This window comes from Paracoccus albus, assembly GCF_027913035.1.
In the GTDB taxonomy this organism is placed as follows: domain Bacteria; phylum Pseudomonadota; class Alphaproteobacteria; order Rhodobacterales; family Rhodobacteraceae; genus Paracoccus; species Paracoccus albus.
This window is the reverse complement of the sequence record NZ_CP115775.1, coordinates 2,379,716-2,393,885: the sequence shown is the minus strand read 5'-3', so window position 1 is coordinate 2,393,885 and position 14,170 is coordinate 2,379,716. Positions and strand designations below refer to the sequence as shown.

At 60.0% G+C, this 14,170-nt stretch carries 17 protein-coding genes; 11 read left to right on the top strand and 6 right to left on the bottom strand.

The genetic code is table 11. The features are described from left to right. Position 1 precedes the first annotated feature (1 nt). On the bottom strand, positions 2 to 1,600 hold the full coding sequence (locus PAF20_RS12005; RefSeq protein WP_271070868.1) for a phosphoenolpyruvate carboxykinase: 1,599 nt from the start codon (positions 1,598 to 1,600) through the stop codon (positions 2 to 4). 151 nt (positions 1,601 to 1,751) lie between these two features. Here PAF20_RS12005 and PAF20_RS12000 point away from each other — a divergent pair, with 151 nt between their 5' ends. The 6 genes from PAF20_RS12000 to PAF20_RS11975 all read left to right on the top strand — a co-directional run bounded on the left by PAF20_RS12000 (position 1,752) and on the right by PAF20_RS11975 (position 5,055). Continuing rightward, the gene (locus PAF20_RS12000; protein ID WP_271070867.1) at positions 1,752 to 2,216 is read left to right on the top strand and encodes an HPr kinase/phosphorylase; all 465 of its coding nucleotides are present in this window, start codon (positions 1,752 to 1,754) and stop codon (positions 2,214 to 2,216) included. An 8-nt stretch (positions 2,217 to 2,224) separates the two neighbouring features. After that, complete coding sequence (rapZ, locus tag PAF20_RS11995) at positions 2,225 to 3,178, top strand: RNase adapter RapZ (protein ID WP_271073321.1); 954 nt, start codon at positions 2,225 to 2,227, stop codon at positions 3,176 to 3,178. Further along, positions 3,175 to 3,591: a PTS sugar transporter subunit IIA gene (locus tag PAF20_RS11990; protein ID WP_271070866.1), complete on the top strand. Its 417-nt coding sequence runs from the start codon at positions 3,175 to 3,177 to the stop codon at positions 3,589 to 3,591. Before rapZ ends, PAF20_RS11990 begins: the two co-directional genes overlap by 4 nt. Further along, entirely contained in the window at positions 3,588 to 3,866 is a 279-nt protein-coding gene (locus PAF20_RS11985; protein WP_271070865.1) for an HPr family phosphocarrier protein, read from the top strand. The genes PAF20_RS11990 and PAF20_RS11985 overlap by 4 nt, the downstream gene beginning before the upstream one ends. A gap of 3 nt (positions 3,867 to 3,869) precedes the next feature. Further along, positions 3,870 to 4,484 carry a TetR/AcrR family transcriptional regulator gene (locus PAF20_RS11980; protein WP_271070864.1) on the top strand — a complete coding sequence of 205 codons (615 nt, stop codon included), beginning with the start codon at positions 3,870 to 3,872 and terminating at the stop codon, positions 4,482 to 4,484. Positions 4,485 to 4,635: 151 nt separating this feature from the next. After that, on the top strand, positions 4,636 to 5,055 hold the full coding sequence (locus PAF20_RS11975; RefSeq protein ID WP_271070863.1) for a DUF2852 domain-containing protein: 420 nt from the start codon (positions 4,636 to 4,638) through the stop codon (positions 5,053 to 5,055). A gap of 72 nt (positions 5,056 to 5,127) precedes the next feature. On the opposite strand, the gene PAF20_RS11970 is transcribed toward PAF20_RS11975, so the two are convergent. The 5 genes from PAF20_RS11970 to PAF20_RS11950 all read right to left on the bottom strand — a co-directional run bounded on the left by PAF20_RS11970 (position 5,128) and on the right by PAF20_RS11950 (position 8,742). Continuing rightward, on the bottom strand, positions 5,128 to 6,003 hold the full coding sequence (locus PAF20_RS11970) for a 3-hydroxybutyryl-CoA dehydrogenase (RefSeq protein ID WP_271070862.1): 876 nt from the start codon (positions 6,001 to 6,003) through the stop codon (positions 5,128 to 5,130). Positions 6,004 to 6,172: 169 nt separating this feature from the next. Beyond that, on the bottom strand, positions 6,173 to 7,099 hold the full coding sequence (locus PAF20_RS11965; protein WP_271070861.1) for an electron transfer flavoprotein subunit alpha/FixB family protein: 927 nt from the start codon (positions 7,097 to 7,099) through the stop codon (positions 6,173 to 6,175). Further along, positions 7,099 to 7,857: an electron transfer flavoprotein subunit beta/FixA family protein gene (locus PAF20_RS11960; RefSeq protein ID WP_271070606.1), complete on the bottom strand. Its 759-nt coding sequence runs from the start codon at positions 7,855 to 7,857 to the stop codon at positions 7,099 to 7,101. The genes PAF20_RS11965 and PAF20_RS11960 overlap by 1 nt, the downstream gene beginning before the upstream one ends. A gap of 106 nt (positions 7,858 to 7,963) precedes the next feature. Further along, positions 7,964 to 8,545 carry a cob(I)yrinic acid a,c-diamide adenosyltransferase gene (locus PAF20_RS11955; RefSeq protein WP_271070860.1) on the bottom strand — a complete coding sequence of 194 codons (582 nt, stop codon included), beginning with the start codon at positions 8,543 to 8,545 and terminating at the stop codon, positions 7,964 to 7,966. Beyond that, on the bottom strand, positions 8,545 to 8,742 hold the full coding sequence (locus PAF20_RS11950; RefSeq protein WP_271070859.1) for a twin transmembrane helix small protein: 198 nt from the start codon (positions 8,740 to 8,742) through the stop codon (positions 8,545 to 8,547). Before PAF20_RS11950 ends, PAF20_RS11955 begins: the two co-directional genes overlap by 1 nt. Before the next feature lie 204 nt (positions 8,743 to 8,946). Between PAF20_RS11950 and ftsW the strand changes: the two genes are divergently transcribed. The 5 genes from ftsW (at position 8,947) to murB (ending at position 14,170) form a co-directional block, all read left to right on the top strand. After that, positions 8,947 to 10,110 carry a putative lipid II flippase FtsW gene (gene ftsW / locus PAF20_RS11945; RefSeq protein ID WP_271070858.1) on the top strand — a complete coding sequence of 388 codons (1,164 nt, stop codon included), beginning with the start codon at positions 8,947 to 8,949 and terminating at the stop codon, positions 10,108 to 10,110. Then, the gene (locus PAF20_RS11940) at positions 10,110 to 11,192 is read left to right on the top strand and encodes a UDP-N-acetylglucosamine--N-acetylmuramyl-(pentapeptide) pyrophosphoryl-undecaprenol N-acetylglucosamine transferase (protein WP_271070857.1); all 1,083 of its coding nucleotides are present in this window, start codon (positions 10,110 to 10,112) and stop codon (positions 11,190 to 11,192) included. Before ftsW ends, PAF20_RS11940 begins: the two co-directional genes overlap by 1 nt. Further along, positions 11,189 to 12,616, top strand: coding sequence for a UDP-N-acetylmuramate--L-alanine ligase (murC, locus tag PAF20_RS11935; RefSeq protein WP_271070856.1), 1,428 nt, complete (start codon positions 11,189 to 11,191; stop codon positions 12,614 to 12,616). The genes PAF20_RS11940 and murC overlap by 4 nt, the downstream gene beginning before the upstream one ends. Before the next feature lie 129 nt (positions 12,617 to 12,745). After that, entirely contained in the window at positions 12,746 to 13,207 is a 462-nt protein-coding gene (locus PAF20_RS11930) for a hypothetical protein (protein WP_271070855.1), read from the top strand. 39 nt (positions 13,208 to 13,246) lie between these two features. Continuing rightward, positions 13,247 to 14,170: a UDP-N-acetylmuramate dehydrogenase gene (gene murB / locus PAF20_RS11925; protein WP_271070854.1), complete on the top strand. Its 924-nt coding sequence runs from the start codon at positions 13,247 to 13,249 to the stop codon at positions 14,168 to 14,170.

Genomic DNA, 14,170 nt, shown 5'->3' with positions numbered 1-14,170 from the left:
CTCAGCCAATGGCGGCTGATTTGACCTGATCGTCGACCTTGTCGATATATTGCGCAAAATTGTCCGAGAACATCTCGACCAGCTTTTTCGCCTGCACATCATATGCCGCGCCGTCATCCCATGTGCGGCGCGGGTCCAGAAGGACATCGGATACGCCGGGAACGGATACCGGAACCTCGAACCCGAAATTCGCATCTTTTCGGAACTGCGCATCGTTCAGCGATCCATCCAGTGCCGCCGTCAGCAGTGAGCGTGTCGCCTTGATCGGCATCCGCGAACCGGTGCCGAAGGCGCCCCCGGTCCAGCCGGTATTCACGAGCCAGCAGGTCGCGCCGGTTTCGGCGATTTTTTGTTGAAGCAGTTCGCCATAAGCTTCCGGACGGCGCGGCATGAAGGGCGCACCGAAGCAGGTCGAAAATGTCGGCGTCGGCTCCGTCACGCCGACCTCGGTCCCCGGGGTCTTGGACGTGAAGCCGGACAGGAAATGATACATCGCCTGCGCCGGTGACAGACGCGCGATAGGCGGCAGAACACCATAGGCATCGCAGGTCAGCATGATGATATTCTTCGGCACGCCGCCTGTCCCGGTCTCGGACGCGTTGGAGATATAGTCCAGCGGATAGGCGCAGCGCATATTTTCGGTGATCGAGCTGTCTTCGAAATCCAGCACCAGCGTATCGGGATCGTAAACCATGTTTTCGATAACCGTGCCGAATTTGCGCGTCGTTGCAAATATCTCGGGCTCGGCCTTCTCGGACAGGTTGATCGTCTTGGCGTAGCACCCGCCTTCAAAGTTGAAGACACCTTTGTCCGACCAGCCATGCTCATCATCGCCGATCAGCACCCGCGAAGGATCGGCGGAAAGGGTTGTCTTTCCGGTGCCCGAAAGGCCGAAGAAAACAGCGACGTCGCTGTCATCTTTGGGGGCATGGTTCGCGCTGCAATGCATGGGCATGACGCCTCGACCGGGCAGTATGTAGTTCAGAAGGGTGAACACGCCCTTCTTGTTTTCGCCCGCATATTCCGTGTTGCCGATCAGGATCATCTTCTTTTCGAAGTTCAGCGCGATGACCGTCTCGGTCCGGCAGCCGTGGCGTTTGGGATCAGCCTTGAAGCTGGGGCAGTTGATGATCGTGAATTCCGGCTCGAACCCGGCAAGCTCGTCCGCGGCCGGGCGGCGCAGCAGGTGACGGATGAACAGGTTGTGCCAAGCCAGTTCGGACACGACGCGCACATCAAGGCGCTGCTCGGCGTCGGCACCGGCATAAAGGTCCTGAACGAAGTAATCCTTGCCCCTCATATGGGCCAGCATGTCCTCGTACAGCCGATCAAAGGCGGCAGGGTCCATCGGCTTGTTGTTTTCCCACCAGATGGTGTCTTCGACATCGGCTGTGCGAACAACGAATTTGTCCTTGGGCGAACGGCCGGTATGCTTTCCGGTGGACACCAGAAACGTGCCGCCCAGACCAAGTTTGCCCTCGCCGCGCGAGATGGCATGCTCGATCAATGCGGGTTCCAGAAGGTTATAATAGACGGACCCGGCCCCTTTGATTCCCTGATCTTCTAGCTTGAAATTCGGGTTTACACGGGACTGCGACATTGAATGAATAACTCCGCTGAAAGTCTGGACAGGCACGTCTGCCAAAGCCCTATAACATGGCAGTTATGTGAAAAAAGAGGGGATTGGTCCATGTTAGCGAAATCAGGAATGTTTAGCGCAAACAGGGGCGTTATCGAGCCCGCAAAAGTGTTTGCTGGTTAGCGAAGTGGTTGAAAGCGAAACCATTCATGGCTCTGCAGTGCAGCAAAACGGCAGAGGCGTGCTGATTCTCGGACCATCCGGCAGCGGTAAATCCAGCCTCTGCGTGCGATTGATCGCCTTGGGCGCCACACTTATCGCGGATGACAGGATCAGGCTGTGCCGGCGGGGCAATGCGATTTTCGCAGAGCCGCCCGATCAACTGGCTGGACTGATAGAAGCGCGGCGTATCGGGATCATGCGACTTCCCTACCAGCCGGGCAGCATAGATTTGGTTGTCGATCTTGGCCGAAACGAAACAGAACGCCTGCCGCCTAATCGCAACACTCATGTCAAGCATGTGTTACTACCTCTTGTTCTTGGGCCATTATCGGATCATCTTTCAAATACGATCTTCCTGTTGTTGCAGGGCGGTCACCTTGTACCCGACGTTGAGTTGTTGCCGGTCAAGCCATGAACGAAGCCATGACCCCCAGCGACGCCACCAATCCGGCGGCGGTGGACAGTCCCACGACACGGCTGGTGCTTGTCACCGGCCCCTCTGGGGCTGGGCGTTCGACGGCAATCAACGTACTGGAAGATCTGGGCTTTGAAGCGATCGACAACCTGCCCTTGTCGCTGGTCCCTCGACTGCTGGACGGCCCCGCGCGTCCGACGCCGCTGGCGCTTGGTCTCGACGTCAGGAACCGCGATTTTTCTGCATCTGCAGTGATCGAGTTGATCGACCGTCTGACCCGTCATCCCGATTACGTGCCCGAGGTTCTTTATCTCGATTGCGATTCGACGATTCTGGTCCGACGCTTTAATGAAACCCGCAGGCGTCACCCAATGGCGCATGACGGGGCTCCGCTGGATGGGATATTGGCGGAAATGGATTTGCTGGCGCCAATCAGGGTGCGCGCTGATGTGCTGGTTAATACGTCCGAAATGTCGCCCCACGATCTGAAGGCCGAATTGTCGCGCTTTTTCGATACCGACCCGGATGCGAGACTGGCGGTATCGGTGCAGAGCTTTTCGTACAAGCGCGGGGTGCCGCGGGGCATCGACATGATGTTCGATTGCCGCTTCCTTGAAAACCCGCATTGGAATCCCCAGCTTCGTGCCTTGGACGGTCGGGACGCCGCGGTGCAGCGATTCGTCAGGTCGGATGCGCGCTTCGACGAATTCCTGCAAAAGGTCCGTGACCTCATTCTTTTCCTGCTACCCGCACATCTTGCCGAGGGCAAAACGCATCTTGCCATCGGCTTTGGCTGCACCGGCGGGCAACATCGCTCTGTCACTCTGACAGAAATTATGTCAAAAGCGCTTGCCGAACATGGTTGGCAGGTGTCGAAACGTCACAGAGAACTTGAACGTCGCGATGCTGAAAAGCCGCGTTTGGCTGTTTCGGGTTCAACCTCTCAGGGAACGCAGATTTGATCGGAATTGTCATCGTGGCGCATGGCGGTCTGGCACGGGAATATCTCTCCGCGATGGAGCATGTGGTTGGGCCGCAATCCGGCGTGCGCACAATCACTATCGAGGATGAGCACGATCGCAACGCCAAAAGCCGCGAAATCTGTCGGGCTGCGGATGATGTAGATGACGGCGACGGCGTCGTCGTGGTCACCGATATTTTCGGCGGATCGCCCTCTAACCTGTCGCTTCCGGCCTGTTCCGTCCGAAACCGCGTCATTCTTTACGGCGCAAACCTGCCCATGCTTGTTAAGCTTGCGAAACTGCGTCACCTACCGGCCGATCAGGCCGCTGCCCATGCCGTCGCGGCCGGGCGCAAATACATCGACAGCTACTCGGTTCATGAGGAACTGGCCCCGCGCCACGTCGCACAATGAACCAGCCTGTAAGTCGAGTTCTTCCTGTCGTTAATGAAAAGGGCCTGCATGCCCGCGCATCGGCCAAGTTCGTCGAAATGGTCGAGCGATACGACGCGGACGTTCAGGTGACGCGCGAAGGGATGACTGTGTCGGGCGATTCGATCATGGGTCTTCTGATGCTTGCCGCGGGCAGAGGCAGCGAGATCGCGATAGCCGTTTCGGGCGCACAGGCCAATGAACTTGCGGATGCTTTGGCCGAGCTGGTCGCCAATCGCTTTGGCGAGGATAGTTGACCGGTGCCGGAGCGACAGTCCTATCACCACGGCAATCTGCGTGAGGCGCTTGTAGAGGCCGCAGTTTATCTGATCGAGAAGAGTGGCCCGCAGGCATTCACGCTGGCCGAGGCCGCACGTCGTGCAGGTGTCTCGGCAGCGGCCCCGTATCGGCATTTCAAGGGCCGGGACGATCTGTTGGAAGAAGTCGCCCGTCGCGGATTTGTTGCATTTGCCGAAAAGGTCAATGCCGCATGGGCTGACGGTACGCCAAATCCGCTTGTCGCCCTTGCGAGGGTTGGCAACTGCTATCTGGAATTCGCCAGCGACAGCCCCGGCTATTATACGGCGATGTTCGAAAGCAACATTGCCGTCGTCTCTAACCCCGATCTATGGGAAACTTCGGAACGTGCCTTCAGCGTACTGGTCCGTGGTGCCGAGCGTCTGTCGGAACGTCTTCCGATAGAGGAACGTCCGCCCGCGCGCATGGTGGCGAACCATATATGGGCGCTCAGCCACGGTGTTGTGGAGCTTTTTGCCCGCAACAAGAACTATTCCCGAACCCCTGTTTCGCCCGAGGATATGCTCGGTTCGGCGGTGCTGATTTACCTGCGTGGCCTGAACCTCGTCGCGCACTGATCGACTCGGCGCTTGCGCCCCTGACCACGATTTAGAGCTTTTTTCCGATTTACGTACGATTTTAGTTGGCTGGCACTTGATAAAGGTCTGCTTTTGCACCATCTCTGGTAATGTGAATAGTATTCACATAGCAAGCAAAGGAAACCTAGATATGGAATACGGCGCGACCACCACCTACCGGCCCAGCCTGTTCAGCCGGATTAACGGTTTACTGGTACAGGCGCGTGACTGGCTCGATGAACGTGGCAAACCTGCCTGGCTCGTGGCCATGATCGCCGCATTCATCTTCGTCTGGCCCGTGGGTCTGGCGCTACTCTTCTACATGATCGGGAGCAATCGGATGTTCAGCTGTTCAAAACGCCGCAACTCGGCACGCTCGCATTTCACCAGCCAATCGACAGGCAACACCGCCTTCGATTCCTATCGCGACGAAACGCTGAAGCGTCTGGAAGACGAGCATCGTGAATTCATGGAATACATGAAGCGTCTGCGCGAAGCCCGTGACAAAACGGAATTCGACGCCTTCCTGAATGAGCGGCGCGAAGCGGCTGATCGTCCCGTGAAGCTCTGATCGGCAGACAAATCCAGATAAAAATGGCCGGGGGCAACGCCTCCGGCCATTTTCCTTTGGTCGCGGCGTTAATCAGCGCGTGGGCACCGGCGTTTCGCCGGAGTAATCATAAAAACCCCGTCCCGATTTGCGGCCAAGCCAGCCGGCTTCGACATATTTGACCAGCAGCGGGCAAGGGCGGTATTTCGTGTCAGCCAGCCCGTCATGAAGCACGCCCATGATTGCCAGGCAGGTATCAAGCCCGATGAAATCAGCCAGTTCCAGCGGCCCCATTGGCCAATTTGCGCCCAGCTTCATCGACAGGTCGATAGATTTGACAGAGCCAACGCCCTCATAAAGCGTATAGACCGCTTCGTTGATCATCGGCATCAGGATGCGGTTGACGATGAAGGCCGGGAAATCTTCTGCGGTGGCAGAGGTTTTCCCGATCCGCTCCACCACCTCGACAAGCGTGTCATAGGTTTCCTGATCGGTGGCGATGCCGCGGATCAGTTCGACCAACTGCATGATCGGCACCGGGTTCATGAAGTGAAAACCCATGAATTTTTCCGGCCGGTCGGTCCGGCTGGCCAATCGCGTAATCGAGATCGAAGACGTGTTTGATGTCAGGATCGTTTCCGGCTTCAGATGAGGCAGCAGTTCTTCGAAGATCTTCTGCTTCACGGCCTCTTTCTCGGTCGCCGCCTCGATGATCAGATCGCAGCGGCCCAGATCCGGCAGCGAGAGCGTGGTGGAAATGCGGCCGAGTGCGGCATCCTTGTCGGCTTCGGAAATTTTCTCACCCTTGACCTGTCGGTCGAGGTTCTTGCCCACCAGTGCCACAGCCTTTTCAAGCGCGGCCTGATCCACGTCGGTCAGAAGCACATCATAGCCAGCTAACGCAAACACATGGGCGATCCCATTGCCCATCTGCCCAGCACCGACCACACCAACGGATTGAATTGCCATTCGAAGCCCCTTTCAATAATCGCTGCGACGATAAGGCGAAGGGGGTGGAGCGTTCAATGGAAATCCCGTCGTCAACCCGCGTCCTGTGGCGATCCCGGAGAACTGTGCCGAAATGAGAAACGCCCCGGAGCGATTCCGGGGCGTTATATGGGTATTTAGATGAAGAAGCTCAGAGTTTTTCGGTGAATTCCGGGACGATCTGGAAGAGGTCTCCGACGAGGCCATAATCGGCGACCTGGAAGATCGGGGCTTCTTCGTCCTTGTTGATGGCGACGATGATCTTGGAATCCTTCATCCCGGCAAGGTGCTGGATCGCGCCGGAGATGCCGATGGCCACGTAAAGTTCCGGTGCCACGATCTTGCCGGTCTGGCCGACCTGCCAGTCATTGGGGGCATAGCCCGAATCCACGGCTGCGCGGGAGGCACCGACGGCGGCGCCAAGCTTGTCGGCGAGCTTTTCGATCAGTTCGAAGTTTTCTTCCGAGCCCACGCCGCGACCGCCGGAGACGACGCGCCCGGCCGAGGTCAGTTCCGGCCGGTCGCTTTCGGCAACCTCATCGGAGACCCAGCTGGACAGTGCCGGGTCAGACCCGTTGGCCTGATCTTCGACCGAAGCCGAGCCGCCCATCCCCGCCGCATCGAAGCTGGCGGTGCGCACGGTCATGACCTTCTTGGCGTCTTTCGATTTAACCGTCTGGATGGCATTGCCGGCATAGACCGGGCGCTTGAACGTGTCGGCATCCACCACCTCGGACACATCCGAGATCACCATCACATCCAGCAAAGCCGCCACGCGCGGCATGATGTTCTTGGCATCCGTCGTCGCCGGTGCGGCGATGTGGTCGTAATCGCCGGCCAGTTCGACCAGCAGCGCGGCGGTGGGTTCCGCCAGGCGGTGACCGTAAAGATCATCCTCGGCGACCAGCACCTTGGCGACGCCGTCGATCTTCGCGGCCTCCCCGGCGGCGGCTTTGGCCGAGGACCCGGCGCAGAGCACCGTCACATCGCCCAGATCCTTGAGCGCGTTGACCGCCTTGGCGGTGGCATCCGCGTTCAGTTCCCCATTGGTGACTTCAGCAAGCAGCAGAACAGCCATCACACAACCCCCGCTTCTTTCAGTTTCGACACAAGCTCGTCGACATCGCCGACGATGATCCCCGCCTTGCGGCCCTCTGGCTCGGCGGTGTTGGTGATTTCGAGGCGCGGGCTGACATCGACGCCGTAATCACCGGCGGTCTTTTCCTCCAGCGGCTTCTTCTTGGCCTTCATGATATTGGGCAGCGAGGCATAGCGCGGCTCATTCAGGCGCAGATCGGCGGTGACGATGGCCGGAAGCTTGACCTCGATGGTTTGCAGGCCGCCATCGACTTCGCGGGTGACCTTCGCGGCCTCGCCTTCGATTTCCACCTTGCTGGCGAATGTCGCCTGACCCCAGCCCAGCAATGCCGCCAGCATCTGGCCGGTCGCGTTCATGTCATTGTCGATGGCCTGCTTGCCCGCGATGACCAGCCCGGGCTGTTCTTCGTCGATCACGGCTTTCAGGATCTTGGCGACGGCCAGAGGCTCGATATCGGTGTGCACATCATCGGCGGCCACCACCAGAATGCCCCGGTCCGCGCCCATCGCAAGCGCCGTGCGGATGGTTTCCGCCGCCTGCTTCACGCCGATGGAAACCACCACGACTTCTTCGGCCTTGCCTGCCTCCTTCAGACGGATCGCCTCTTCCACGGCAATCTCGTCAAAGGGGTTCATCGACATCTTAACATTCGCAAGATCAACCCCAGAACCGTCAGACTTCACCTTCGCCTTGACGTTATAGTCAATCACCCGTTTTACCGGCACGAGAACCTTCATCGGCACTCTCTCCCTTTCACTGCTTCTAGCAATTCGTCGCATTTGATAGCGGCGCCGTGCGCGGGTGGATAGCAAAAAATCCGATGACGCTGCGTTGGCGAATAAGTCAATCAGCCTCCCCCCGGCTTGCGCCTGGCTGCCACAGAAGGTCGCCGCCCCGATCAAGATTTGCAACCCTTGCCGCAACGAACAACCAATCCGACAGCCGATTGAGATAGCGCAGCGCCACAGGGTTCACATCCGCCGTGGCGCCCAGTGCCACCGCATGGCGTTCCGCACGGCGCGCAATCGTGCGGGCAAGATGCAGGTGCGCGGCCAGGTCTGAGCCGCCCGGCAGAATGAAGCTGCGCAAGGGTTCCAGCCCGCTATTCATGGCGTCGATTTCGCGTTCCAGCCGTGCCACCTGTGCATCAATGATCCGCAGGATCGGGTAGGGCGCATCTTTGTCCGCGGCCATGTCCGGGCGTGACAGATCGGCACCAAGATCGAACAGCTCATTCTGGATGGTCGCCAGAGCATCGGCCATTGTGGCGCCATGCAGCCTGCACAGCCCAAGCGCGGCATTCAGCTCATCGACCGTGCCATAGGCTTCGACGCGCGGATCGGTTTTGGACACGCGGCTGCCATCGGACAGTGCGGTTTCGCCCGCATCGCCGGTGCGTGTGTAGATCCGGTTCAGTACGACCATCAGCCGCGCACTGCCACGAATAACAGCACGAGTGCGATGGCGACGGCTTGTGCGATGATCCGCCAACGCATCATGCGGTTGCCGTGCTTGGCGTTGAACTCTCCTCCCGCGCCGAAGCCGCCGATGCCGACCATCAGGATGACGAATACCGCCAGAAGCGCGATCAGGATCAGGAAATAAAGCGGATCGTCGGTCATGGCAGCGCCTCTGGCTTGTTGGCGGGACATTAGCTGTCACAGGCTGGCAGGTCCAGCTTTGCGACGCAATGTGTGGGCAAGCGACCGCTGAAGACCCATTCGAAAAGCGAATCACCTGTAGCGCGGCACGCATTATCGCGTTATGCTGCCCCATCAGACCCGGAAAACGGGCGACAGGTTCGAGGCAGTGACGGCGGTATTTCCATGACCGAGATGGTCTTTGGCGCGACCCCAGTGCGGGTTGGTGATCCGATTCTTCCCAGATGGTGGCGCACGGTCGACCGATGGTCGCTGATGGCGGTTCTGTGCCTTTTCGCGATCGGGCTTTTGCTTGGTCTCGCCGCCTCGGTTCCGCTGGCGGAAAAGAACAACCTGCCGCCGTTCTATTATGTGTCCCGTCAGGCGGTGTTCGGTGGCATGGGGCTGGTGGCGATGTTTGTGATCTCGCTGCTCAGCCCGCATCAGATCCGCAGGATCGGCGTTGTCGGCTTCTTCGCATCTGTGCTGGTCGTTGCCGCCCTGCCGTTTATCGGCACTGATTTCGGCAAAGGCGCGACGCGGTGGCTCAGCCTTGGTTTTGCATCGGTCCAGCCATCGGAATTCCTGAAACCCTGCTTTGTCGCTGCCGTAGCATGGTGCATGGCCGCCAGCCAGGAGGTCGGCGGACCGCCCGGCAAGACGATCAGTTTTGCCATCACCGCAGCGGTGGTGCTGATGCTGGTCGGGCAGCCGGATTTCGGGCAGGCGTCGCTGGTATTGTTTTCATGGTGCGTGATGTTCTTCGTGGCAGGCGCACCGATGATCCTGCTGGTCGTGGTGGCGGGGCTGGCCGTGTTCGGCGGCTTTCTGGCATATGGCTCGTCCGAGCACTTTGCCCGCCGGATCGACGGATTCCTGACCGCTGAAATCGACCCTCGCACCCAGATCGGCTATGCGACCAACGCCATTCAGGAAGGCGGCTTCTTCGGCGTCGGTGTGGGCGAAGGCACAGTGAAATGGTCTCTGCCGGACGCGCATACCGACTTCATCATCGCCGTCGCCGCCGAGGAATACGGGTTGGTCATGGTGCTGGCGATCATCGCGCTTTATGCGACCATCGTCTTTCGCTCGCTCATGCGGCTGCTGCGAGAGCGGGACCCCTTCGCGCGTATCGCCGGGACGGGGCTTGCCTGTGCCTTCGGCGTTCAGGCGCTGATCAATATGGGTGTGGCCGTGCGTCTGCTGCCTGCGAAGGGGATGACGCTGCCCTTTGTCAGCTATGGCGGATCGTCTGTCATTGCATCGGGCATTGCGGTGGGGATGCTGCTGGCGCTGACGCGCCATCGCCCGCAGGGTGAGATTTCCGACGTCATCGGGCGGGGCCGCTGATGGCCAAATATGCACTGATCGCGGCCGGCGGCACCGGCGGCCATATGTTTCCCGCGCAGGCACTGGCAGAGGTGCTGCTGGCCAATGGATGGCGCGTCAGCCTGTCTACCGATGATCGCGGTGCCCGATATGCCTCGGGCTTTCCGGATCAGGTTAAGCGTGAAATCGTCAGCTCTGCGACCACTGCGCGGGGCGGGCATCTGCAACAGCTGGCCGCGCCGTTCAAGATTGCCGCCGGTGTGCTGGCCGCGCGGCGCGCCTTTCGTGCTGACCGGCCCGATATCGTCGTGGGTTTTGGCGGTTATCCGACTGTTCCGGCCATGACCGCTGCCGGAATGCTGCGCATTCCGCGGATGATCCACGAACAGAACGGTGTCATGGGCCGGGTGAACAGCCTGTTTGCCAAGCGCGTTGACAAGGTGGCTTGCGGGACATGGCCGACAGAGCTGCCGGACGGTGTCGAAGGTATCCATACCGGCAATCCCGTTCGCGCTGCCGTGAAAGAACAGGCCGGGGCGGTATATCTTCCGCCGGGTGACGGGGCGGTGAACATCGTCGTCATAGGCGGCAGTCAGGGCGCACGCATTTTGTCGGATGTCGTTCCGGCTGCCATAGCGATCCTGCCTGATGATCTTCGCGCAAGGCTACGGGTCGCCCATCAGGCGCGGGCCGAGGATCACGACCGCGTTGCTGCCACTTATGAACAGGCCGGGATCGACGCCGAAATCCGTCCCTTTTTTGACAATGTGCCGCAACTTTTCGCTGACGCGCAGCTTGTCGTTGCCCGTTCGGGTGCCTCGACCGCGGCCGATCTTACCGTCATTGGCCGACCCTCCATCCTCGTACCGCTGGCGATAGCCACGGGCGATCACCAGTCCGCCAATGCGCGGCCCCTTGCCGATGCGGGCGCGGCGCTGATGCTGCCTGAAAGTATACTTGACCCCGAAACGCTCACGCGCGACATGCTTGCGGTCTTGACCGACCCGGATCGCGCGGCGGGCATGGCCGCTGCTGCATTGTCACTTGGCCGTCCCGATGCCGCGCAGCGTCTGTATGAAATCGTAACGGAGATTGCCGCATGAACGCAGCCACGAAACTGCCCGGAGAGCTTGGCCCGATCCATTTCGTCGGGATCGGCGGGATTGGCATGTCCGGCATTGCCGAGGTGCTGATGACGCTTGGCTATGACGTGCAGGGCTCGGATGCGAAACGGTCCAAGATCACTGACCGTCTGGAATCGCTTGGCGCGCGCATCTTCGAAGGTCAGAAGGCCGAAAATATCGGCGAGGCCGGCGTGGTTGTCATCTCTACCGCCATCAAAAGGGGCAATCCGGAACTGGAAGAAGCCCGCAGCCGTGGCCTTCCCATCGTCCGCCGCGCCGAGATGCTGGCCGAACTGATGCGCCTTCGTTCCAACATCGCCATTGGCGGCACGCATGGAAAGACGACCACGACGACGATGGTTGCCACGCTTCTGGACTATGGCAAATTCGACCCGACCGTCATCAATGGCGGCGTGATCCACGCCTACGGGTCCAACGCCCGCGCGGGTGAAGGCGAATGGATGGTGGTGGAGGCAGATGAAAGCGACGGTTCGTTCAACCGCCTTCCCGCGACCATCGCCGTAATCACCAATATAGACCCCGAGCATATGGAGCATTGGGGCGATTTCGATAAACTGCGCGAGGGTTTCTATAACTTCGCATCCTCGGTGCCATTCTACGGCCTGGCCGTCTGCTGCACCGACCATCCCGAGGTTCAGGCGCTCGTCGGCAGACTGTCTGACCGCCGCGTCGTGACCTTCGGCTTCAACGCGCAGGCCGATGTGCGAGCGGTCAATCTTTCCTATGAAAACGGGGTCGCGCATTTCGACGTTGCCCTGCAGGGAGAGGCGGACATTAACGACGGCGACATGCCGGTCATTGAAAACTGTACCCTGCCCATGCCCGGCGATCACAACGTCTCCAACGCGCTTGCTGCGGTTGCCGTCGCCCGCCATCTTGGCATGAAGCGCGCTGAAATCCGCGAGGCTCTGGCCGGTTTCGGCGGTGTTGGCCGTCGTTTCACCCGTGTCGGCGAAGTGGACGGCGTCACCATCATCGACGATTACGGTCACCACCCCGTCGAAATCGCCGCCGTGCTGAGGGCCGCACGTCAGGCCACCAAGGGCCGTGTCATCGCTGTGCACCAGCCGCACCGCTATTCACGTCTCTCCAGCCTGTTCGAGGATTTCTGCACCTGCTTCAACGAAGCTGATGTGGTTGGCATAACCGAGGTCTATGCGGCGGGCGAGGACCCGATCCCCGGTGCATCCCGCGATGATCTGGTCGCCGGGTTGATTGCGCATGGCCACCGCCATGCCCGCGCCGTCGTTGATGAGGCAGATCTTGCCCGCCTTGTCCGCGAGCAGGCCCGACCGGGCGATATGGTGGTTTGCCTGGGTGCGGGGACGATCTCGGCCTGGGCCAATGCGCTGCCCGAACGGCTGACCGAGAAAGCGGCCTGAAATCGTCGCTTTGTCGACGATTGCGTTTTCGTCGGGCCGGGCCAGGGATTGTATGCTTGCTGTCAAACTTTGGGTAGCGGTGCGGCGATGGCAATCCGTCATGTTTTGTAGCTGGTAGAGGCCGTTTGAATGAACGCGTCGCTCATTATGATTGGCATAGTCGTGATCTTCGCGATTGTCGGGTTTATGCGTGCATGGGGCGGTTCCTACGTCCCGCTTCTTTTCATGATAGGTGCCTGCCTGATTTCTGCCGCGCTGTGCTGGATCACTGGCGGCAATAAGACGGGTGCCTACCTTGCCGGGATCGTCGGGATTCTTGCTGCGGTCATCATGCTTTGTGTAGCAGGCGGACTGTTTCTTGGCGGCCTTTTTGGGGCGGTCGCGCGCGCTTTGCGGGAATACGCTCCGCCGGAGCATCTACCGGAAGTTCGGATTTTCGACGCGGTTGTGGTCTACGGTCTGGCCGCTGTCGCGTTCATCCTCAGCGTCATGGAGAAATGGCTTGCAGAAGGTCAGAAGGGTAAGCGCACTCTGAGCCGTCCTTTTCGCGGACCTTTTGCAGCTGGCAACGAACGACGCCGTTGCGCGTAAATATTGACGCATCGCCTCGCGCGTTCTACTTCGCATGCCATGACCCAGAACATGCCCAGCCCTCGCGGCACATTGACCGCCGACCGTCCGCTTGACAGCCTGACATGGTTGCGCGTGGGTGGTCCTGCCGACTGGTTTTTCCAGCCCGCCGATCAGGACGATCTGGCAGCATTCCTGCGCGAGCTTGATCCGGCAATTCCTGTATTCCCGATGGGTGTCGGATCGAACCTGATCGTGCGGGATGGTGGTATCCGTGGGGTCGTCGTGCGGCTGGGGCGGGGCTTTAACGGTATTGATTTTGCAGATGATGTTGTCACCTGCGGCACCGCTGCCCTTGATGCGCATGTCGCCCGTAAATCGGCGGATCAGAGCCTCGATCTGACATTTCTGCGCACCATACCGGGTAGCATCGGCGGGGCCGTCCGCATGAATGCGGGATGTTATGGCACCTATGTCGCCGACCACCTGATCGACGTCACGGCCATCACCCGCGATGGCCGCATCGTCACGGTGACGCCCGACGACCTGCGCTTCGCCTATCGTCACAGCGAGCTGCCAGAGGGCTGGATCATGACCTCGGCTCGCTTCCGGGCGGGGCGCGGTGAGCCCCAGCAGCTACACGCCCGCATGGAAGAACAGCTTGCCAAGCGCGACGCCACCCAGCCGACCAAGGACCGCACAGCCGGTTCGACCTTTCGCAACCCCGCCGGTTTCAGCTCTACCGGTCGTGCCGACGACACGCATGAGCTGAAGGCGTGGAAGCTGATCGAGGATGCGGGTCTGCGTGGTCATCGGCTTGGCGGTGCGCAGATGTCGGAAAAGCACCCGAACTTCCTGCTTAACGCAGGCGGCGCAACAGCGTCAGAGCTGGAAGAACTGGGCGAATTCGTGCGCGACCGTGTGCGCGAAACCTCCGGTCACGAGTTGCAGTGGGAGGTCATCCGGATCGGAGACCCGGCCTGA

Excerpts from the sequence above, each read along its gene's own strand:
- PAF20_RS11940 (WP_271070857.1), top strand. The coding sequence starts at position 10,110 with ATGGCCAAATATGCACTGATCGCGGCCGGCGGCACCGGCGGCCATATG.
- PAF20_RS11930 (WP_271070855.1), top strand. The coding sequence starts at position 12,746 with ATGAACGCGTCGCTCATTATGATTGGCATAGTCGTGATCTTCGCGATT.
- ftsW (WP_271070858.1), top strand. The coding sequence starts at position 8,947 with ATGACCGAGATGGTCTTTGGCGCGACCCCAGTGCGGGTTGGTGATCCG.
- PAF20_RS11965 (WP_271070861.1), bottom strand. The coding sequence starts at position 7,099 with ATGGCTGTTCTGCTGCTTGCTGAAGTCACCAATGGGGAACTGAACGCG.
- PAF20_RS11955 (WP_271070860.1), bottom strand. The coding sequence starts at position 8,545 with ATGGTCGTACTGAACCGGATCTACACACGCACCGGCGATGCGGGCGAA.
- rapZ (WP_271073321.1), top strand. The coding sequence starts at position 2,225 with ATGACCCCCAGCGACGCCACCAATCCGGCGGCGGTGGACAGTCCCACG.
- PAF20_RS11985 (WP_271070865.1), top strand. The coding sequence starts at position 3,588 with ATGAACCAGCCTGTAAGTCGAGTTCTTCCTGTCGTTAATGAAAAGGGC.
- murB (WP_271070854.1), top strand. The coding sequence starts at position 13,247 with ATGACCCAGAACATGCCCAGCCCTCGCGGCACATTGACCGCCGACCGT.
- murC (WP_271070856.1), top strand. The coding sequence starts at position 11,189 with ATGAACGCAGCCACGAAACTGCCCGGAGAGCTTGGCCCGATCCATTTC.
- PAF20_RS11950 (WP_271070859.1), bottom strand. The coding sequence starts at position 8,742 with ATGACCGACGATCCGCTTTATTTCCTGATCCTGATCGCGCTTCTGGCG.
- PAF20_RS11960 (WP_271070606.1), bottom strand. The coding sequence starts at position 7,857 with ATGAAGGTTCTCGTGCCGGTAAAACGGGTGATTGACTATAACGTCAAG.
- PAF20_RS12005 (WP_271070868.1), bottom strand. The coding sequence starts at position 1,600 with ATGTCGCAGTCCCGTGTAAACCCGAATTTCAAGCTAGAAGATCAGGGA.
- PAF20_RS11975 (WP_271070863.1), top strand. The coding sequence starts at position 4,636 with ATGGAATACGGCGCGACCACCACCTACCGGCCCAGCCTGTTCAGCCGG.
- PAF20_RS11970 (WP_271070862.1), bottom strand. The coding sequence starts at position 6,003 with ATGGCAATTCAATCCGTTGGTGTGGTCGGTGCTGGGCAGATGGGCAAT.